The organism is Streptomyces griseus, assembly GCF_001715295.1.
Lineage (GTDB): Bacteria > Actinomycetota > Actinomycetes > Streptomycetales > Streptomycetaceae > Streptomyces > Streptomyces griseus_G.
On record NZ_MDKB01000003.1, the window covers coordinates 601,662 to 618,399 of the forward strand.

The 16,738-nt window shown below is 74.5% G+C and carries 13 protein-coding genes and 1 riboswitch; of the genes, 9 read left to right on the forward strand and 4 right to left on the reverse strand.

Annotated elements, in window-relative coordinates; genetic code table 11:
- Positions 1-26: 26 nt before the first annotated feature.
- Positions 27-812 carry a 3-hydroxybutyrate dehydrogenase gene (locus BA175_RS18920; protein WP_069172616.1) on the reverse strand — a complete coding sequence of 262 codons (786 nt, stop codon included), beginning with the start codon at positions 810-812 and terminating at the stop codon, positions 27-29.
- A 251-nt stretch (positions 813-1,063) separates the two neighbouring features.
- Here BA175_RS18920 and BA175_RS18925 point away from each other — a divergent pair, with 251 nt between their 5' ends.
- Entirely contained in the window at positions 1,064-2,548 is a 1,485-nt protein-coding gene (locus tag BA175_RS18925; protein ID WP_069172617.1) for an extracellular catalytic domain type 1 short-chain-length polyhydroxyalkanoate depolymerase, read from the forward strand.
- On the opposite strand, the gene BA175_RS18930 is transcribed toward BA175_RS18925, so the two are convergent.
- Positions 2,530-3,048: a hypothetical protein gene (locus tag BA175_RS18930; protein ID WP_254667914.1), complete on the reverse strand. Its 519-nt coding sequence runs from the start codon at positions 3,046-3,048 to the stop codon at positions 2,530-2,532. The two genes, BA175_RS18925 and BA175_RS18930, sit on opposite strands and share 19 nt — an antisense overlap.
- Positions 3,049-3,226: 178 nt before the next feature.
- Positions 3,227-3,298, forward strand: a riboswitch (cobalamin riboswitch).
- Between the two features lie 127 nt (positions 3,299-3,425).
- Here BA175_RS18930 and BA175_RS18935 point away from each other — a divergent pair.
- The 6 genes from BA175_RS18935 (at position 3,426) to BA175_RS18960 (ending at position 10,182) form a co-directional block, all read left to right on the forward strand.
- Positions 3,426-4,682 (forward strand): prenyltransferase/squalene oxidase repeat-containing protein, encoded by a 1,257-nt coding sequence (locus BA175_RS18935; protein ID WP_069172618.1) that lies wholly within the window; start codon positions 3,426-3,428, stop codon positions 4,680-4,682.
- A complete protein-coding gene (locus tag BA175_RS18940; protein WP_069172619.1) occupies positions 4,679-5,389 on the forward strand; it encodes an SCO2322 family protein in 711 nt (236 codons plus the stop codon). Before BA175_RS18935 ends, BA175_RS18940 begins: the two co-directional genes overlap by 4 nt.
- Entirely contained in the window at positions 5,386-6,561 is a 1,176-nt protein-coding gene (locus BA175_RS18945; RefSeq protein WP_069172620.1) for a cobalt ABC transporter permease, read from the forward strand. Before BA175_RS18940 ends, BA175_RS18945 begins: the two co-directional genes overlap by 4 nt.
- Complete coding sequence (locus BA175_RS18950) at positions 6,558-8,267, forward strand: ABC transporter ATP-binding protein (RefSeq protein WP_069172621.1); 1,710 nt, start codon at positions 6,558-6,560, stop codon at positions 8,265-8,267. Before BA175_RS18945 ends, BA175_RS18950 begins: the two co-directional genes overlap by 4 nt.
- Positions 8,264-9,130 carry an ECF transporter S component gene (locus tag BA175_RS18955; RefSeq protein WP_069172622.1) on the forward strand — a complete coding sequence of 289 codons (867 nt, stop codon included), beginning with the start codon at positions 8,264-8,266 and terminating at the stop codon, positions 9,128-9,130. Before BA175_RS18950 ends, BA175_RS18955 begins: the two co-directional genes overlap by 4 nt.
- 89 nt (positions 9,131-9,219) lie before the next feature.
- Complete coding sequence (locus BA175_RS18960; RefSeq protein WP_254667915.1) at positions 9,220-10,182, forward strand: AEC family transporter; 963 nt, start codon at positions 9,220-9,222, stop codon at positions 10,180-10,182.
- Positions 10,183-10,255: 73 nt separating this feature from the next.
- Here the strand turns inward: BA175_RS18960 and BA175_RS18965 are convergent, their stop codons facing one another.
- Positions 10,256-12,316 carry a bifunctional glycosyltransferase 87/phosphatase PAP2 family protein gene (locus BA175_RS18965; RefSeq protein WP_069172624.1) on the reverse strand — a complete coding sequence of 687 codons (2,061 nt, stop codon included), beginning with the start codon at positions 12,314-12,316 and terminating at the stop codon, positions 10,256-10,258.
- A 358-nt stretch (positions 12,317-12,674) separates the two neighbouring features.
- Between BA175_RS18965 and BA175_RS18970 the strand changes: the two genes are divergently transcribed.
- Complete coding sequence (locus BA175_RS18970; protein ID WP_069172625.1) at positions 12,675-13,151, forward strand: GNAT family N-acetyltransferase; 477 nt, start codon at positions 12,675-12,677, stop codon at positions 13,149-13,151.
- A gap of 90 nt (positions 13,152-13,241) precedes the next feature.
- Here the strand turns inward: BA175_RS18970 and BA175_RS18975 are convergent, their stop codons facing one another.
- Entirely contained in the window at positions 13,242-15,284 is a 2,043-nt protein-coding gene (locus BA175_RS18975) for an MDR family MFS transporter (RefSeq protein WP_069172626.1), read from the reverse strand.
- A gap of 138 nt (positions 15,285-15,422) precedes the next feature.
- On the opposite strand from BA175_RS18975, the gene BA175_RS18980 reads away from it, so the two are divergent.
- The gene (locus BA175_RS18980; protein ID WP_069172627.1) at positions 15,423-16,451 is read left to right on the forward strand and encodes a peptidoglycan-binding domain-containing protein; all 1,029 of its coding nucleotides are present in this window, start codon (positions 15,423-15,425) and stop codon (positions 16,449-16,451) included.
- Positions 16,452-16,738 lie beyond the last annotated feature (287 nt).

Consider the following 16,738-nt stretch of genomic DNA (forward strand, 5'->3'; position numbering starts at 1 on the left):
GATTCTTCCGGGAGCGGGTGGGGAGGTCAGTGGGCGGTCCAGCCGCCGTCCATCACGACGGAACTGCCGGTGACGTGGGCCGCGCCCGGGCCGCACAGCCACAGGACGGCCCCGGCGACGTCGCCGGGCTCGATCAGCGACTTCACGGCGCTGCGTTCCAGCAGCACCCGGCCCACCACCTCCTGCTCGGAGATGCCGTGGCTGCGGGCCTGGTCGGCGATCTGGTTCTCGACCAAGGGGGTGCGGACGTAGCCGGGGCTGACGCAGTTGCTCGTCACCCCGTGCGGTGCCGCTTCGAGTGCGACCACTTTGCTGAGCCCCTCCAGTGCGTGCTTGGCCGAGACGTAGGCCGACTTGTAGGGGCTCGCGCGCAGCCCGTGCACGGACGAGATGTTGACGACGCGGCCCCAGCCGCGTTCGTACATGCCCGGCAGTGTGCGGCGCAAGATGCGGAAGGGTGCTTCCACCATGACGCGGTGGATCAGTGCGAAGCGGTCCGGGGGGAACGCGTGCACGGGAGCCACGTGCTGCAGCCCCGCGTTGTTGACCACGATGTCCGCGTCGCAGGGCAGTTGGTCGACCGCTTCCGCGACGGAGAGGTCGGCCACCCACGCGGTTCCGCCGATCCGTTCGGCCAGGCTCCTGGCGGCGTCGCCCGCCTTGTCCACCACCTGCACGTGGGCGCCGGCGGCCGCCAGCGCCTCGGCGCAGGCCAGGCCGATGCCGCTCGCCGCCCCGGTGACCAGGGCGGTGCGTCCGGCGAGGGCGGAGGGGGCGAGTGGTACGTGCTGGGGGGTACCGGAAGTCTCCATGGGCGTCACCGTAAGGACGTCACCGCCCACATCACACGGGGCCGGTGCACACACCCGGGGGCCCCGGTGTGGTGGTGGCGTACATGGTGGCGGCCGGACGGCTCCCGGCGCGGCCGGGGCCCCGGGGAGGGCGCAAGAGGAGCGCCGCACACAGCGGCTCGCGGCGGATGTCCGCCCGGCACATGGGCGGCTCCTGCCCGGACTCGTAGGTTCCGGCAGCAGTCACGCACGTCCACGAGGGAGGCCCCACCGTGCGCCCACCGATCCTGCGACGCCTGTTCAGGCGCGTCGCCTCCGTAGCCGTCTGCGGCCTGCTCGCCCTGCTCGCCGCGCGTCCCGTCACCGCCACCGCCGCTCAGGCGGCCCCGGCCGCCACCGGCCTGCGGCAGGTGACGGACTTCGGGACCAACCCGGGCAACCTGCAGATGTTCGCGTACACGCCCGACGGCCTGCCGGCGGGCGCGCCCCTCGTCGTGGCGCTGCACGGCTGCACCCAGACCGCCGACGCGTACTACGCGCACTCGGGCTGGGCCGGGTACGCCGACCTGTGGGGCTTCGACGTCGTCTTCCCGCAGACCACGTCGGCGAACAACTCCCTGTCGTGCTTCAGCTGGTTCGACCCGGCCGAGGACACCCGCGGCAGGGGCGAGGCGGCGTCCGTCGTGCAGATGGTCGAGTACGCGAAGCAGACGTACGGCTCCGACGGCCGCCGCGTGTACGTCACCGGGCTGTCGGCCGGCGGCGGGATGACCGCCGATCTGCTCGCCGCCTATCCGGACGTGTTCGCGGGCGGGTCGGTGGCCTCCGGCCTGCCGGCACAGTGCGCCACCAGCCAGGCCGCCGCCTCGGGCTGCCAGACGGGCCCGCAGAAGCTGTCGCCGTCCCAGTGGGGCGACAAGGTGCGGAACTCCTACCCGGGGTGGACCGGCCCCTGGCCCCGGGTCGCGATCTGGCAGGGCACCTCCGACTACACGGTGTACCCGGCCAACGCCACGGCACTGCGCGACCAGTGGACCGACGTCTGGGGCATCGGGCAGACCCCGTCCAGCACGAGCAGCCTGCCCGGCAACACCACGCGGAGCGTCTACGACGACGCCTCCGGCCGGCCCGCGGTGGAGACGTACACGGTCTCCGGCATGGGTCACGGCCTGCCCGTAGACCCGGGATCGGGTACGGGGCAGTGCGGTTCGACGGCCGCGTACTTCCTGGACACCATCTGCTCGACCTACCACACGGGCGTGTTCTGGGGTCTGGACCGGGGCACTCCGGGCGGCGGACTACCCGCCCCCTCCGGTCTGGCGGTCACCGGGGTCACGTCGGGCAGCGTCTCACTGGCGTGGAACGCGGTCGGGCAGGCGGCGTCGTACAGCGTCTACCGCGACGGCGCGAAGGTGGCGTCCACGACCTCCACGGCGTTCACCGACACCGGGCTCGGCGCGGGGACCTCCTACCGCTACACCGTCGCGGCGGCGGACTCCTCCGGCACGGCCGGGGCCCTCTCCCCCGCCGTGACCGCGACGACGTCGGGCGGGACGGCCCCCGCCGCGTGCTTCACCGCGACGAACTACGCGCACGTGACGGCGGGGCGGGCCCGGACCTCGGGCGGTTACGTCTACGCGAACGGGTCCGGGCAGAACATGGGCCTGTACAACGTGTTCGTCACCCACACGCTCCGGGAGTCACCGGCGGGGTACTTCGTGATCGCCGACTCGGGCTGTCAGGCCGGATCCGTGTAGGCGCCCCGTACGGGCCCGGGCAGCGCGCAGCCGTCCTCCACGGCGGTGAAGGCCACGGTCTGCTCCCCGTCCGGGCCCGGCGGTGCGTAGTGCCGGGCGTACACCTTCCAGTTCCGCTTGACGAGGGTGCGGAAGGTGACGTCCCGCTCCGCGTGGCTGGAGACGATCTCCCAGTCGTGCTGGCGAAGCCTCTTCACCGTCGCCTCGAACGCCTCGGCGGCGTACGCGGCCGGAGCCTGGGCCGTCCACGGGGCGACGCACGCGCGCCACGAGCCCCTGGGCGCGCCCGCGGTGGAGGTGTCACCGCCGCGGAGTCCGGAGGCCTCGGTGACGGACGCTATCTCCGCGGCCGCCGTCTCCCTGGTATACGGCGCCGAGGGCGACGGCGAGGGCCCCGGCGCGGCCCCGCTCCCGTCGGCGAGGCCGCAGCCCGCCACCGTGGTCACCGTCACGAACACACTCGCCACGGCGGTCGCGGCCGCCGTCCCACTTCTGCGCACAGCTTGCTTTCCGCCCGGCTCGTCCCTCTCCACGGGCGGGTGCCCGTGTGCTCCCCGCCGGAGTTTGGCACGGCTCTGACCTGCTGGGAAGCCCTCCCGTCGATGCGGCGGGCCGTCCGCCACGGGAGGGCCGGGAGCGCCCCGGTAGAGTGGGCGGGTCGTCATCATGCCCGTACGGGGGGAAGCCGGTGCGAATCCGGCGCTGGCCCGCAGCCGTGAGTCACCACGTAGGTGACGAGCCGGAATGCCCCGTGCGTGAGCGTGACCGGCTCGTGCCGCCGGAGCCCCGGCGGCCGGCACCGTCGAGGTATACGGGGCCGGAGCCCGGTGCATCCGTGTGCCCGTGCCCGGTCCTCGCAGGAGAGGCCCAGCCCGCCATGACCGTACGCCGCCGCGCGGCAGCGCTCGCGATCACCGCCGTGCTCTCAGCCACGGCCGCCGCCCCCGCGGCGGTCGCCGCGCCGAGCCCGCCCCCGTCCTCCCCGGCGGCCCTTCCGCCCGGCCTCTACGGCACCGCGGACCCGACGTACGACGGCGTGTGGCGCCAGTCGCTCGCCTTCCTCGCGCAGAAGATCGAACTCGTCACCCCCGCCGCGAAATCGGTGGACTGGCTCGTGGGCCAGCAGTGCGACAGCGGCGCCTTCCCCTCGTACCGCGACGCGTCCGTCCCCTGTGACGCGAAGACGGTGGCCGACACGAACGCCACCGCCGCCGCCGTCCAGGCGCTGGTCGAGCTGGGCGGGCGCGGCGAGACCGTCGCCAACGCCGTCAGCTGGCTGAAGTCCGTGCAGAACGAGGACGGCGGCTGGAGCTACAACCCGGGCGGCCCGAGCGACGCCAACTCCACCGCCGTCGTGATCGGGGCACTGGCCCGTGCCGGCGTACCGGTCGCCGAGGTCACCACCGAGGACGGCAGGACGCCGTACACCGCGCTGCAGACCTTCGCACTGCCCTGCGGGGGGAAGGACGGCGGTGCGTTCGCGTACCAGCCGGACAAGGACGGCAAGCTCACCGCCAACGCGGACGCCACCGCCGCGGCGGTGCTCGGCGCGATGGGCAAGGGCATGGCCGCCGGGAACTCCAACGCGGTGAAGGACCCCACCTGTGTGAAGGGCGGCGACCTCACCGCCGAGCAGTCCGCGCAGAACGGCGCCTCCTACCTCGCGGGCGCGCTCGCCGGGACGGGGCACCTGGACCTGCCGCCGATGCCGGGCGCCGAGGACACCGCGCCGCAGCCGGACTTCGGCAACACCGCCGACGCGGTCGTCGCGCTGGCGGCGTCGGGCCACAAGGACAAGGCGGCCGGAGCCGTCGCGTACCTGGAGAAGAACGCGAAGACCTGGGCCGCGGCGGGCGGCCCGGCCGCCACCGCTCAGCTGGTGCTCGCCGCGCACGCGACCGGCAACGACGCCCGTGACTTCGGCGGGGTGGACCTCGTCGGGCAGCTGAACGCGACGGGTCCCGCGCCCGCCGCCACCGCCGTGCCCTCGCCGACCGCGACGGAGCAGAAGCCGCGGGACACCACCAGCGACGACGGCGGGCTGGGCGTCTGGTGGCTCGTCGGCATCGGCCTGGCCTTCGGCGCGGGCATCGGCTTCCTGCTCAGCGGGCGCCGGAAGAACCAGCAGCTGTGAGGCGTCCACCGGGTGCGGGGTTCCTGAGCGCCGTCCTGGGCGCCGCCCTCCTGACGGTGCTGGTGGCCGGCAACGCGCAGGCGGCCGGGTACCGCTACTGGTCGTTCTGGGAGGGCGACGGCGGACGGGGCTGGACGTACGCCACGCAGGGCCCGTCCCTGTTCCGGCCGGACGACGGGTCCGTGCAGGGCTTCCGCTTCTCCGTGAGCCAGGACTCCGAGGACGCCGCCCGCCCGCGGCACGCCCCGGCCTTCGGGGAGATCTGCGCGGGCACCCCGGCGAAGGACGGCCTCAAGCGGGTCGCGCTGGTCATCGACGCCGGCACCGCGGCAGACGCCCCGGACGGCGAGCGGCCGCCGGCGCCGCGCACGGCCTGCGCGCGGGTGGCGCCGCAGGCGAGTACGGCCGAGGCGCTGGCCGCGGTGGCGAAACCGCTGCGGTACGACAGTTCGGCGATGCTCTGCGCGATATCCGGCTATCCCACCTCGGGGTGCGGCGAGCAGGTCGCGGGCGACTCCGGGTCCGGCGGGTCCGTCGCCGCCTCCGGGGACCCCGGACCCGGGGACGCCGCTTCCGGCCGGGGTTCCGCCTCCGCGCAGCACTCCGGTGACGAGGGCGTCGGCCCGTCGGCCGGGGTGCTCACCGGGATCGGTGCGGTGCTCCTCCTCGGCGTCGCCGCAGTGGTGCGGGCCCGCCGCCGCCGATGACCCGCTCCACCGGCCCGGCCCGGCCGCACCGCGCGCTGCGCGCACCCGAGGCCACCCGCACCAACGCCCTGCCCGCCGGGGCCTGGTGGCTGTGGGCGCTCGGCCTCGCCACCGCCGCCTCCCGGACGACCAACCCGCTGCTGCTCGGCCTGCTGGTGGGCGTGGCCGGCTACGTGGTGGCCGCGCGCCGTACGGACGCGCCGTGGGCCCGTTCGTACGGGGCGTTCGTCAAACTGGGGCTGTTCGTCGTCGGCGTGCGGCTGGTCTTCTCCGTCGTCCTCGGCTCACCGGTGCCGGGTACGCACCTCCTGCTCACGCTCCCCGAACTGCCACTGCCCGGCTGGGCGCAGGGCATCCGGATCGGCGGCCGGGTCACTGCCGAGCAGGTGGTCTTCGCCGTGTACGACGGGGCGAAGCTGGCCACGCTCCTCATCTGCGTCGGTGCGGCGAACTCCCTGGCCGACCCGGCCCGTCTGCTGAAGTCCCTGCCGGGCGCCCTGTACGAGGCGGGGGTCGCGGTCGTCGTCGCGATGACGTTCGCCCCCCACCTGGTCGCCGACGTGCTGCGGCTGCGGACGGCCCGCCGGCTGCGCGGCCGTCCGACCGGCGGCATCGGCGCGGTGCTCCGCATCGGTCTGCCGGTGATCGAGGGCGCGCTGGAGCGGTCGGTCGCGGTGGCGGCCTCGATGGACGCCCGCGGGTACGGGCGTACGGCCCCGGTGCCGCCCGCCGTCCGGCACACCACGGCCGTCCTGACGCTCGGCGGCCTGCTGGGCGTGTGCGTGGGGACGTACGGTCTGCTGGCGGCGCGAGGGGCGCTGTACGGGCTGCCGCTGCTGCTGGCGGGCCTGGCCGCGGCCCTGGCCGGGCTCAGGCTGGGCGGCCGCCGCTCGGTCCGCACCCGCTACCGCCCCGACCGGTGGGGGGCACGCGCCTGGCTCGTCGCGGGCTCGGGGGTGGCCGTCGCGGCGGCGATGATCCGGGCGGCCGGTGTCGACCCGGGGGCCCTGCACCCGGGAGTGGTGCCGCTGACCGCGCCCGTGCTGCCGCTCTGGCCGGCCGCCGCGGTGCTGGTCGGGCTGCTGCCCGCCGCGGTGGCACCCGTGCCCGCCGCCCCTTCCCTCCCGCCTTCCACTCCCGCTCCCACATCCGCTTCCGAGGAGACCACGTGATCCGGTTCGAACAGGTCTCCGTGCAGTACGAGGGCGCCGCCCGCCGCACCCTGTCCGGGGTCGACCTCACGGTTCCCGAGGGCGAGCTCGTCCTCGTCGTCGGCCCGTCCGGAGTCGGCAAGTCGACTCTGCTGAACGCCGTCTCCGGCCTCGTGCCGCACTTCACCGGCGGCCTGCTGACCGGCAGGGTCACCGTCGACGGCCGGGACACCCGCACCCACAGACCGCGCGAACTCGCCGATCTCGTCGGCACGGTGGGCCAGGACCCGCTCTCCCACTTCGTCACGGACACCGTCGAGGACGAACTCGCCTACGGTATGGAGTCGCTGGGTCTCGCCCCCGACGTGATGCGGCGGCGCGTCGAGGAGACGCTGGACCTGCTGGGTCTGGCCGGGCTGCGGGACCGGCCGATCTCCACGCTCTCCGGTGGCCAGCAGCAGCGCGTCGCGATCGGCTCGGTCCTCACCCCGCACCCCAAGGTCCTGGTCCTCGACGAGCCGACGTCCGCCCTGGACCCGGCCGCGGCCGAGGATGTGCTGGCGGTGCTCCAGCGACTGGTGCACGACCTGGGCACCACCGTGCTCATGGCCGAGCACCGGCTGGAGCGGGTGGTGCAGTACGCCGATCAGGTCCTCCTGCTCCCGTCGCCCGGCGCCGCCCCGGTGATGGGCACGCCGGCGGACGTCATGGCGCTGTCGCCCGTCCGCCCGCCGGTGGTGGCCCTGGGCCGCCTGGCGGGCTGGGAGCCCCTGCCGCTGTCGGTACGGGACGCCCGGCGCCGGGCGGGAGACCTCCGCGAACGCCTGGCCGGGACCGAGCCGCCCGCCCGGGAGCCGTCGGCGGGCGCCCTCGCCCCGCTCCCCGCTCCCGCAGCCGCCCGTCCCGGCCTGCTCGGCCGGCTCTTCGGCCGCCGCCCGGCCGCGGCCGAGCCGGTGCCGGCGGACGGTGTCGTGGCCCGGACGGAGGGGCTCGGGGTGCGGCGCGGCCGGGTGGAGGCGCTGCGCGGGGTGACGCTGTCCGTCGCGCCGGGCGAGATCGTGGCCCTGATGGGCCGTAACGGGGCCGGTAAGTCCACCCTGCTGACGGCTCTCGTCGGGATGGTCGAGCCGGCCACCGGCTCCGTCCTGGTCGGCGGCCTGCAACCGTCGCGTACGCCGCCGCGCACCATGGTGCGCCGGGTCGGGCTCGTACCGCAGGAGCCCCGCGACCTGCTGTACGCGGAGACGGTCGCCGCCGAGTGCGCGGCGGCCGACGCCGACGCGGGGGTCCCGGCGGGCAGGTGCCGGGCCCTGGCCGGGGAACTGCTCCCCGGCGTGCCGGACGGCATCCACCCCCGCGACCTCTCCGAGGGCCAGCGCCTCGCCCTGGCCCTCGCCGTGGTGCTCACCGCCCAGCCCCCGCTGCTGCTGCTGGACGAGCCGACGCGCGGTCTCGACTACGCGGCGAAGGCACGGCTCGTCGGTGTGCTGCGGCGGCTGGCGGCCGAGGGCCGTGCCGTCGTCCTGGCCACGCACGATGTGGAACTGGCGGCGGAACTGGCCCACCGGGTGGTGATCCTCGCCGACGGCGAGGTCGTCGCCGACGGCCCGACCCGTCAGGTCGTGGTCTCCTCCCCCGCGTTCGCCCCGCAGACGGCGAAGATCCTCGCACCGCAGGGGTGGCTGACCGTGGGACAGGTGCGCGACGCCCTGGAGGTGCCCGCGTGACGGCCCGGCCCGTGCGCCTCGGCCCCCGGGCCGTCGCCGCGCTCGTCCTGGTCGGCGTGGTCGGTGTGCTCTCCTTCGGCTGGCCGCTGCTGGCCGACGCCGACTTCGGCCGCGATCACGCCCAGGACGCGCCGTGGCTGTTCGCCGTCCTCCTCGTGCTCCTCGTCGGGGTGGTCGTCGCGACGATCGCCGATGCGGGCCTGGACGCGAAGGCCGTGGCCATGCTGGGCGTCCTCGCCGCAGTCGGCGCCGCACTGCGCCCGCTGGGCGCGGGGACGGCCGGTCTGGAACCGATGTTCTTCCTGATGGTCCTCAGCGGCCGGGTCCTGGGGCCGGGATTCGGCTTCGTGCTCGGCGCGGTGACGATGTCGGCATCGGCGCTCCTCACGGGCGGCGTGGGGCCGTGGATGCCGTTCCAGATGCTGTCGATGGGCTGGTTCACCATGGGCGCCGGGCTGCTCCCCGGTGCGCAGAGGCTGCGCGGCCGGGGGGAACTGATGATGCTCGGGGCGTACGGCTTCGTGGCCGCGTTCGCGTACGGCACGGTGATGAACCTCTACGGCTGGACGTTCGTGCCGGGGCAGGGCTCCGGGATCTCCTTCGTGGCGGGTGACCCGCTGCACGAGAACCTGGTCCGCTTCCTGGCGTACTGCGCGACCACCTCGCTCGGCTGGGACCTGGGCCGTGCCGTCCTCACCGTGGTCCTGACGTTCGCCGTCGCCCCGACGCTGCTGAGGGCGCTGCGGCGGGCCACCCGCCGTGCCGCCTTCGACGCCCGGGCCACCTTCGAGGCCCCCGCGGACGCCCCGGCGACCGGCCCTGAAGCCCTTGCGGACACCTCGGAGGCCTCCGGGGCCCGTTGACGCCCCGACCGGTCACCGGCCCGACCGGTCACCGGCCCTTCCGGTACCCGGCCCGCCGGAGGCCCCGGGGCGCGGGGATCATGGGGCGCATGCACGCCCTGCTCTCCGCTTTCGCCCCCATCTGGACGCTGACCGCCGTCGGTTACGCGACCGGGCGCGGGCGGCTGCTGGGGGAGCAGGCGGAGGCGGTGCTCGGCCGGCTGGTCTTCCACGTGGCCATGCCCGCGGCCCTGTTCATGATGGTTTCCCGGGCGGACCTGCGCTCCTTCGTGAATCCTTCGCTGCTCGCGTTCGGCGCCGGATCGGTCCTCGTCTCGGTGGTGGGACTGCTGGTGGTCCGGCGCTTCTTCGGCCGCAAGAGGGCTGACGGGGCGATCGGATCGATGGCCTCGGGGTATGTGAACTCCGCCAACCTCGGTGTCCCCGTCGCCGTCCAGGTCCTCGGCGACGCGTCGTTCGTCGCCCAGGTCATCCTGTTCCAGGTGCTGGTCATGTCGCCGGTGATCCTGACCCTGCTGGACACCGGCACGGACCGGGGGCGCCCGCACCGGTGGGTGGGGCTGCGCCGCACGCTGACCATGCCGGTCCGCAACCCCGTGATCCTCGCCTCCCTGCTGGGGGTCGCCGTCTCGGCGGCCGGACTGCGGCTGCCCGCCGCCCTCGGCCGTACCTGCGACCTGCTGGGCGCCGCCGCCGTGCCGACGGCCCTGATCGCACTCGGCCTGTCGCTGCACCGGAGCCCGGACCCGGACGGGACGGTCTCCGCGCCGGGCAGCCGTGCGGAGCTGGGTGCGGTGGTCGCCCTGAAGACCCTGGTGCACCCGGCCGTCGTCTACGCCGTCGGTGGCCCCCTGCTCATGGACCTGCCCGGACACCAGCTCCTGGCGGTGGTCCTGTGCTCGGCGCTGCCGACCGCCCAGAACGCGTTCCTCTACGCCCGCGAGTACGGCCTGGACACCACGCTCGCCCGCGACTCCGTGGTGGCGTCCACGGTCGTGTCACTGGTCACGCTGTCCGTGGCCGCCTGGGCCCTGGGCCCCTCCCCGGGCTGAGCCCTCCAAGTGGCGGGCACGGCGGATCCGGCGGCGGGGGCCGCCCAGGGCGCCCGGGGACGCGTCCCGGATGTCAGGCCCGGCTCACCGGTTCCGCGGCCGGCTCCCCGGCGTGGCCCCGTGGCTCAGCGCTCCCCAGCCGCTCCTCGCGAGGGGCCGGCCGCTGTGCCACCAGCACCACCTGGAGCCTCCGGGGCCCGGACAGGACGTACGTCAGTCCGAAGCCCAGGCCGACGACCACCGCCCCGCCGACCGCGTCCAGCACCCAGTGGTTGCCCGTCGCCACGATGGCGGAGACGGTGAACAGCGGGTGCAGCAGGCCGAGCGCCTTCATCCACCCCTTCGGCGCGAGCAGCACGATCACCACCCCGCACCACAGGGACCAGCCGAAGTGCAGCGAGGGCATCGCCGCGTACTGGTTGGTCACCGTCGTCAGGGTCCCGTAGTCCGGCTTGGCGAAGTCCTGGACCCCGTGCACGGTGTCGATGAAGCCGAGACCGGGCATGAGCCGCGGCGGGGCCAGCGGGTAGAGCCAGAAGCCGACGAGGGCGAGGATCGTGGCGAAGCCGATGGAACTGCGGGCCCAGCGGTAGTCCGTCGGCCGCCGCACGTACAGCACGCCGAGAATGGCGAGCGGCACGATGAAGTGGAACGTCGAGTAGTAGTAGTCGAAGAACTCGCGCAGCCAGCCGATGCCGACGACCGTGTGGTTGACCCAGTGCTCGATGTCGATGTGCAGCCACTGCTCGAGGCCGTGGACCTGCCGCCCGTGCTCCTCGGCGGTGGGGCGGCCGGCGGTCGCCGCGAGACGGACCTTCGCGTACGCGGAGTAGACGACCCTGATGAGCAGGAGTTCCAGCAGCAGGTTCGGGCGGCTGAGCACCCGGCGCCAGAACGGCAGCAACGGCACCCGGCCGAAGCGGGACGCGACCGGCCGGGCGTGGTCGGCCGGAACCGGCTGCTGCCAGTACGGCGAGGTACGCGGCAGGAACGGCACCGCGCAGGCTGCGCCGAGGGCGACGATGAGCAGCGCGTTGTCGCGTAGGGGCAGGAGCGCGCCGACGTTCGGCAGCAGCATCTTCCCGGGCAGGGTCAGCACGAGCACCACGACGGCCGGCCAGACCGGCCGGTCCGAGGCCCGGGTGCCGACCCGGCCGACGACCGCCAGGAGCACCCAGAGCAACTGGTGCTGCCAGGCGGTGGGCGAGACGGCGACGGCGACGCAGCCGGTGACGGCGACCGCGAGGAGAAGCTGCCCGTCCCGTGCGTAGCGTACGGCCCGCCGCAGCCCGAGCACGGTGACGGTGACGGCCAGCGCCAGGAAGAGCGCGATCTCGGCCGGCCCTTCGAGCCCGAGGCGGAGCAGCGCCCCGTGCAGGGACTGGTTGGCGAGAGCGTCCGGACGTGCGCCGAGACCGGCGCCCGCCACGTGGTGGATCCAGTACGTCCAGGAGTCGCGTGGCATCGCCGCCCAGGCCAGTGCCGTGCAGAGGGCGAAGGCCGCTCCGCCCGTCGCGGCGGCCCGGCGTCTCCCGGTGAGCCACAGCAGGAGGGCGAAGAGCAGGATGGTCGGCTGCAGGGCGGCCGCGATCCCGGTCAGCACGCCCGCAAGGCGTTCACCGCGCGCCACGAAACAGGCGAGAAGCACCAGCAGGACGGGCAGGATGCTCGTCTGGCCCAGGTGCAGGGTGTTGCGCACGGGCAGCGACACCATCAGCAGGGTGATCGCCACGGGGGCCGCGAGGAAGGTGGTCCGCCGGCTCACCGGCTCCGGCAGCGCCCGCACGGCCACGAAGCCGAGGACGGCGACGAGCAGCAGGGATCCGAAGGTCCACGCGACGCCCAGCGCCTGCTCGGCCGAGGCCGTCAGCGGTTTCAGCACCAGCCCGGCGAACGGTGACCCGGTGAACCTGCCGGGGTCGTACAGCGACCCGGCGACGTGCAGGAAGCCGTCCTCCCCGGTCCAGGTCTCCAGGTCGGTCAGGCGTTCGCCGGGCGGCCGCCGCAGCACCACCGCCACCTGCCGTACCGCCAGTGCGGCCACGAGCACCCACAGGGCGGCACGGACCGCCGCGGCCCTCGCCCCCGGGTCCGTCGCCACGTTCCCCCGCACACTGCGCTCCGCATCTGTCACGCCGCGCCGCCCCTCCCACCGTTCCGTGCACTGTCCCTCCGACCCGGGGTGTGCGGATGAAGCCTCGCACTGCCCCTTGGGGTAGACACAATCAACCCCCTCTTCACCTGACTGTCACCCCGCTCCGGCACGGGACCGCCCGCGCGACACCGGCGCCCGGCCGGTATCGCGCGGGCGGGCGGGCGGACAACCGGATGATCCGTCCAGGGGTCCGGCCGGGTGTGCGCCGGGACCTGACGCAGCGGTTCCACGCTCCCGGAGGGTGTCGTGGCCGCGGTGGGTGGCCCTGGTGGCTGCCGCCCGCGCACCCTGCGTCAATTCGTTCGGCGCACGATCGGGCCGGGACCAGAATGGCCGGATGATGTGGACCGTCGCCCCCGAACACTTCGACACCCCGGACGCGGCGCTGCTGCGTCGCGACTACTACGACGAGGTGGCGAGCCGCTACTGGGAACGGCCCGCCACCGCGCGGGAGATCGACGAGGGGCTGGCCGGTGACGGCGTCGAACGGCTCACCCCGCCCACCGGGGAGTTCTTCGTCGGCCGCTACGACGGCAAGCCGGCGAGCTGTGCGGGGCTGCTCCTGGTCGACGGGACGACCGCCGAGCTGACCCGGGTGTTCGTGCGCCCCGCGTACCGGGCCACGGGGGGCGGCGGGTTGCTGCTGGCGGCGGCCGAGAGCGCCGCGCGGGCCTTCGGCGTGCGGCGCCTGCGACTCGACACCCGCAACGACCTGGTGGAGGCGCGGGGGCTGTACGCCAGGCACGGGTACGAGGAGGTGCCGGCGTTCAACCGGGGGCCGTACGCGGACCACTGGTTCGCCAAGGAGCTGTGAGCCGGGCGGGTCCGGGCGCGCGGGGCCGTGCTCCCGCCGCGCCTCGGGCGGGTCCCGCAGCCCGTGCCGGGGTGCCGGGCTGCCCAGGGGTCAGGCCGAGTGGTCGCGCCGCGGTTCGGGCATATGGGGCCGCTCCTTGCTGGACCCGCTCACCTCCGCGGTGAGCTCCGTCACGAGGTGGACCAGGTCGGTGGGCCGATCCGGGCCCCACCAGTCACCCAGCAGCTCGGCCAGCGACTCCTCGCGGGCGTGGGCGAGTTCCACCACGGCCTCGGCCCCCCGGTCGGTGAGCACCAGCAGCACGCCCTCGCGCCGGACGAGACCGCGCCCCTCCACCTCGCGGGCCGCCGCGATGATCTTGCTCAGCGGAACCGGGGCGACCTCCGCCAGTCGCGCGGGCTCCACGGCGCCGTGCCGCTTGATGCGCAGCAGCAGCCAGCTGGACGCGGGCAGCAGGTCGTACCCGGCCCGGGCGGTGATCTTCACGTAGATGTCCCGGCGTCCCTCGCGCGTGGCCAGTACGGACAGGGCGCGGGCGCACTCGTCGTACGAGGAGCGCTGCACCGGATTGGACGCCAGGGTCTCGCTCGGGTCGGGCGCCGTCACCGAACCGCGCAGCGGGTCCTCCTTGAGGAACCAGGCGAGGAGGAAGGCCACGAGGACGACGGGGGACGCGTACAGGAACACGTCGGTGATCGCGGTGGAGTAGGCGCCGAGGACCGAGGAGCGCAGGTCCGCCGGGAGCCGGCCGACGGCCCGGGGGTCCGCCGCCAGGGCCCCGGCGTCGACTCCGGGCGGGAGCGCCCGGCCGGCGAGGGCCTCGCCGAGTTTGCCGGTGAGCCGGTTGGTGAAGATCGTGCCGAAGACCGCCACGCCGAACGAGGCGCCGATGGACCGGAAGAAGGTCGCCCCCGAGGTGGCGACCCCGAGGTTCTCGTAACTCACGGCGTTCTGGACGATCAGCACGAGGACCTGCATCACCAGGCCGAGACCGGCGCCGAAGACGAAGAAGCAGACGCTCATCTCCCAGGTGGTGCTGGTCTCCGTGAGCCGGTGCAGGAGCAGCAGACCGATGGTGGTGACGGCTGTGCCGGCGATCGGGAAGACCTTCCAGCGGCCCGTCCTGCTGACGATCTGGCCGGAGGCCGTCGACGTGATGAGCAGGCCGAACACCATCGGCAGCATGTGCACACCGGACAGGGTCGGTGTGATGCCGTGCACCACCTGGAGGAAGGTCGGCAGGTAGGTCATCGCGCCGAACATCGCGAAGCCGATGACGAAGCTGATGGCGGCGACGAGGCTGAAGGTCCGCAGCCGGAACAGGGGCAGCGGCAGCACGGGTTCGGCGGCCCGCCGCTCGACCGCGACGAACCCCGCGAGGAGGACCGCCGCGAGCACGGCGAGACCGATGATCCGGGCGGACCCCCAGGCCCAGGTGGTGCCGCCCAGCGAGGCGACGACGACGAGACAGGTGGCGACGGCGGCGATGAGGAAGGTGCCGAGGTAGTCGATGGTGTGGCGGGTGCGGCGGATCGGGATGTGCAGGACGGCGGCGATCACGAGCAGGGCGACGATGCCCAGCGGCAGGTTGATGTAGAAGACCCAGCGCCAGCTGAGGTGCTGGGTGAAGAAGCCGCCGAGCAGCGGGCCCAGGACGCTGGTCACGCCGAACACCGCGCCGAACAGCCCTTGGTACTTGCCTCGTTCGCGCGGGCTGACGATGTCGCCGACGATCGCCATCGACAGGACCATCAGCCCGCCGCCGCCGAGCCCCTGGACCGCGCGGAAGATGATGAGCTGCGGCATGTTCTGGGCCATGCCGCAGAGGGCGGAGCCGATGAGGAAGATGACGATGGCCGTCTGGAAGAGCCTCTTGCGGCCGTACTGGTCGCCGAGCTTGCCCCAGAGCGGGGTCGCCGCGGTGGCCGCCAGCAGGTACGCGGTCACCACCCAGGACAGATGGTCCAGTCCGCCCAGTTCGCTGACGATCGTCGGCAGCGCGGTGGACACGATGGTCTGGTCGAGTGCGGCGAGCAGCATGCCGAGGAGCAGCGCGCCGATGGCCACCAGGACACTCCGCCGGGACCGTCCCTCGCCCGGGTCCAGGGGCGGAGGGCTCAGCTGCTGGGCCATGGGCATCTCCTCGGGTCCGCTTCACCCCTATCCTGGCGGTTGTGCCCGGTTATGGCCTGCCGAGTGGCGGTGCGGGCGTCGGGCCGCCCGCGGCGGCCTGCATAATCGCAGGCAGTTCAAAGGGGAGGGGAACCCACGATGACCGGACATATGTGCCCGGAGTGCGGCGGCGAGCAGCGTGCGAGACCGGAGGCCGGGGCGGGGCCCGGGTGCGTCTGCGGGGGTCGCGCGGACCGCCCGGCCGGTGAGGAGTACCGGGCCGCGCGGTCGGCGGAGACGGCCGCGGCGGAGGACTTCGACCCACTGCGGATCAGGCCGTACGTGACGCTGGCGGGCGACGACGCGCCGGACCACCCCCTGCCCGACGCGGCCACGACGATGCCGCTCTTCCTGGGCGCCCCCGCCCCGGGCGGGGACAAGGCGGCGGGTGGTGGTGGCGCGACGGATGCGCGGGACCCGTCGGCCGGCCCCGCCGCCGTGGACGAGACCCGGCGGCTTACCGCGGCGGTCTACGCGGGCACCGGACCCGACCCCGTGCGGCCCCGCCGCCGGCGGCCGTTCGCGGCCGTCGCCGTGGGGGCGGCCGTGGCCGTGGTGGTGGGGACGGCGGCGTTCGCGGGCGGCCTGTTCGGCGACGGGGACCAGGAGGACGAGGCCCTGCCCGAGCTCACGAGCAGCATCCCGGACGCGAGCGACGGGCCGGCCCCGTCCGCGTCCGGGGCGCCCTCGGCCCCACCCTCGCCCACCGCACCCCCGTCGGCCTCCGCGTCTGTGTCGGCGTCGGCATCCGCCTCCCCTTCGCCGTCGGGAAGCCCGTCGGCGTCACCCTCGGCCGGCACGTCCGGGACGCCGTCGCCACCGCCCTCGGCGACCGCCTCCGCGTCGGAGCTCGCCGTGACCGCGACGCCCACGCCGCCGGCCCCGGAAGCGGGTACCACGCTGCGGCGCGGTGACAGCGGGCCCGAGGTGGCCGAGCTCCAGCGCCGCATGCAGGAGATCTGGGTCTACCGGGGGCCCGCCGACGCCGAGTACTCGGGCCGGGTGGAGGACGCCGTGGCCGACTTCCAGCAGTGGGTCTCGGTCCGGAGCGATCCGCCGGGCGTCTACGGGCCCGAGACGCGCCGGGCGCTGGAGGCACGGACGACGGGAACGGGGCGCCGGTCCTGAGCGACCGTTCCGGCTACCGGGTGCGCGAGACCGCTCCCCGGCCCGGGAGTGCGCTCCGGGGCCGGGGCCCGACCCGAAGGGCCGGAAGGAGCGGGCCTCGGGGCTGAGGGTCCACCCCGAGGGGCTCCATCCGTCGGCTCCGAGAGGGACGGAAGGGGCTCGGGCCTGCGTGATTGGCGTTCCGCCCCCCGTTTTTGTATCGTGATGGAACAAAGTAGCCTCCGCCCGTTCTCCCTGACCGGCGGGCGGGGCTGCTTGTTCCCGAGGGCGCCGCCCTTTCCGGAACG

Coding starts and splice junctions, on each gene's coding strand:
- BA175_RS18975 (WP_069172626.1), bottom strand. CDS start 15,284: ATGGCCCAGCAGCTGAGCCCTCCGCCCCTGGACCCGGGCGAGGGACGG.
- BA175_RS18935 (WP_069172618.1), top strand. CDS start 3,426: ATGACCGTACGCCGCCGCGCGGCAGCGCTCGCGATCACCGCCGTGCTC.
- BA175_RS18970 (WP_069172625.1), top strand. CDS start 12,675: ATGATGTGGACCGTCGCCCCCGAACACTTCGACACCCCGGACGCGGCG.
- BA175_RS18920 (WP_069172616.1), bottom strand. CDS start 812: ATGGAGACTTCCGGTACCCCCCAGCACGTACCACTCGCCCCCTCCGCC.
- BA175_RS18945 (WP_069172620.1), top strand. CDS start 5,386: ATGACCCGCTCCACCGGCCCGGCCCGGCCGCACCGCGCGCTGCGCGCA.
- BA175_RS18960 (WP_254667915.1), top strand. CDS start 9,220: ATGCACGCCCTGCTCTCCGCTTTCGCCCCCATCTGGACGCTGACCGCC.
- BA175_RS18980 (WP_069172627.1), top strand. CDS start 15,423: ATGACCGGACATATGTGCCCGGAGTGCGGCGGCGAGCAGCGTGCGAGA.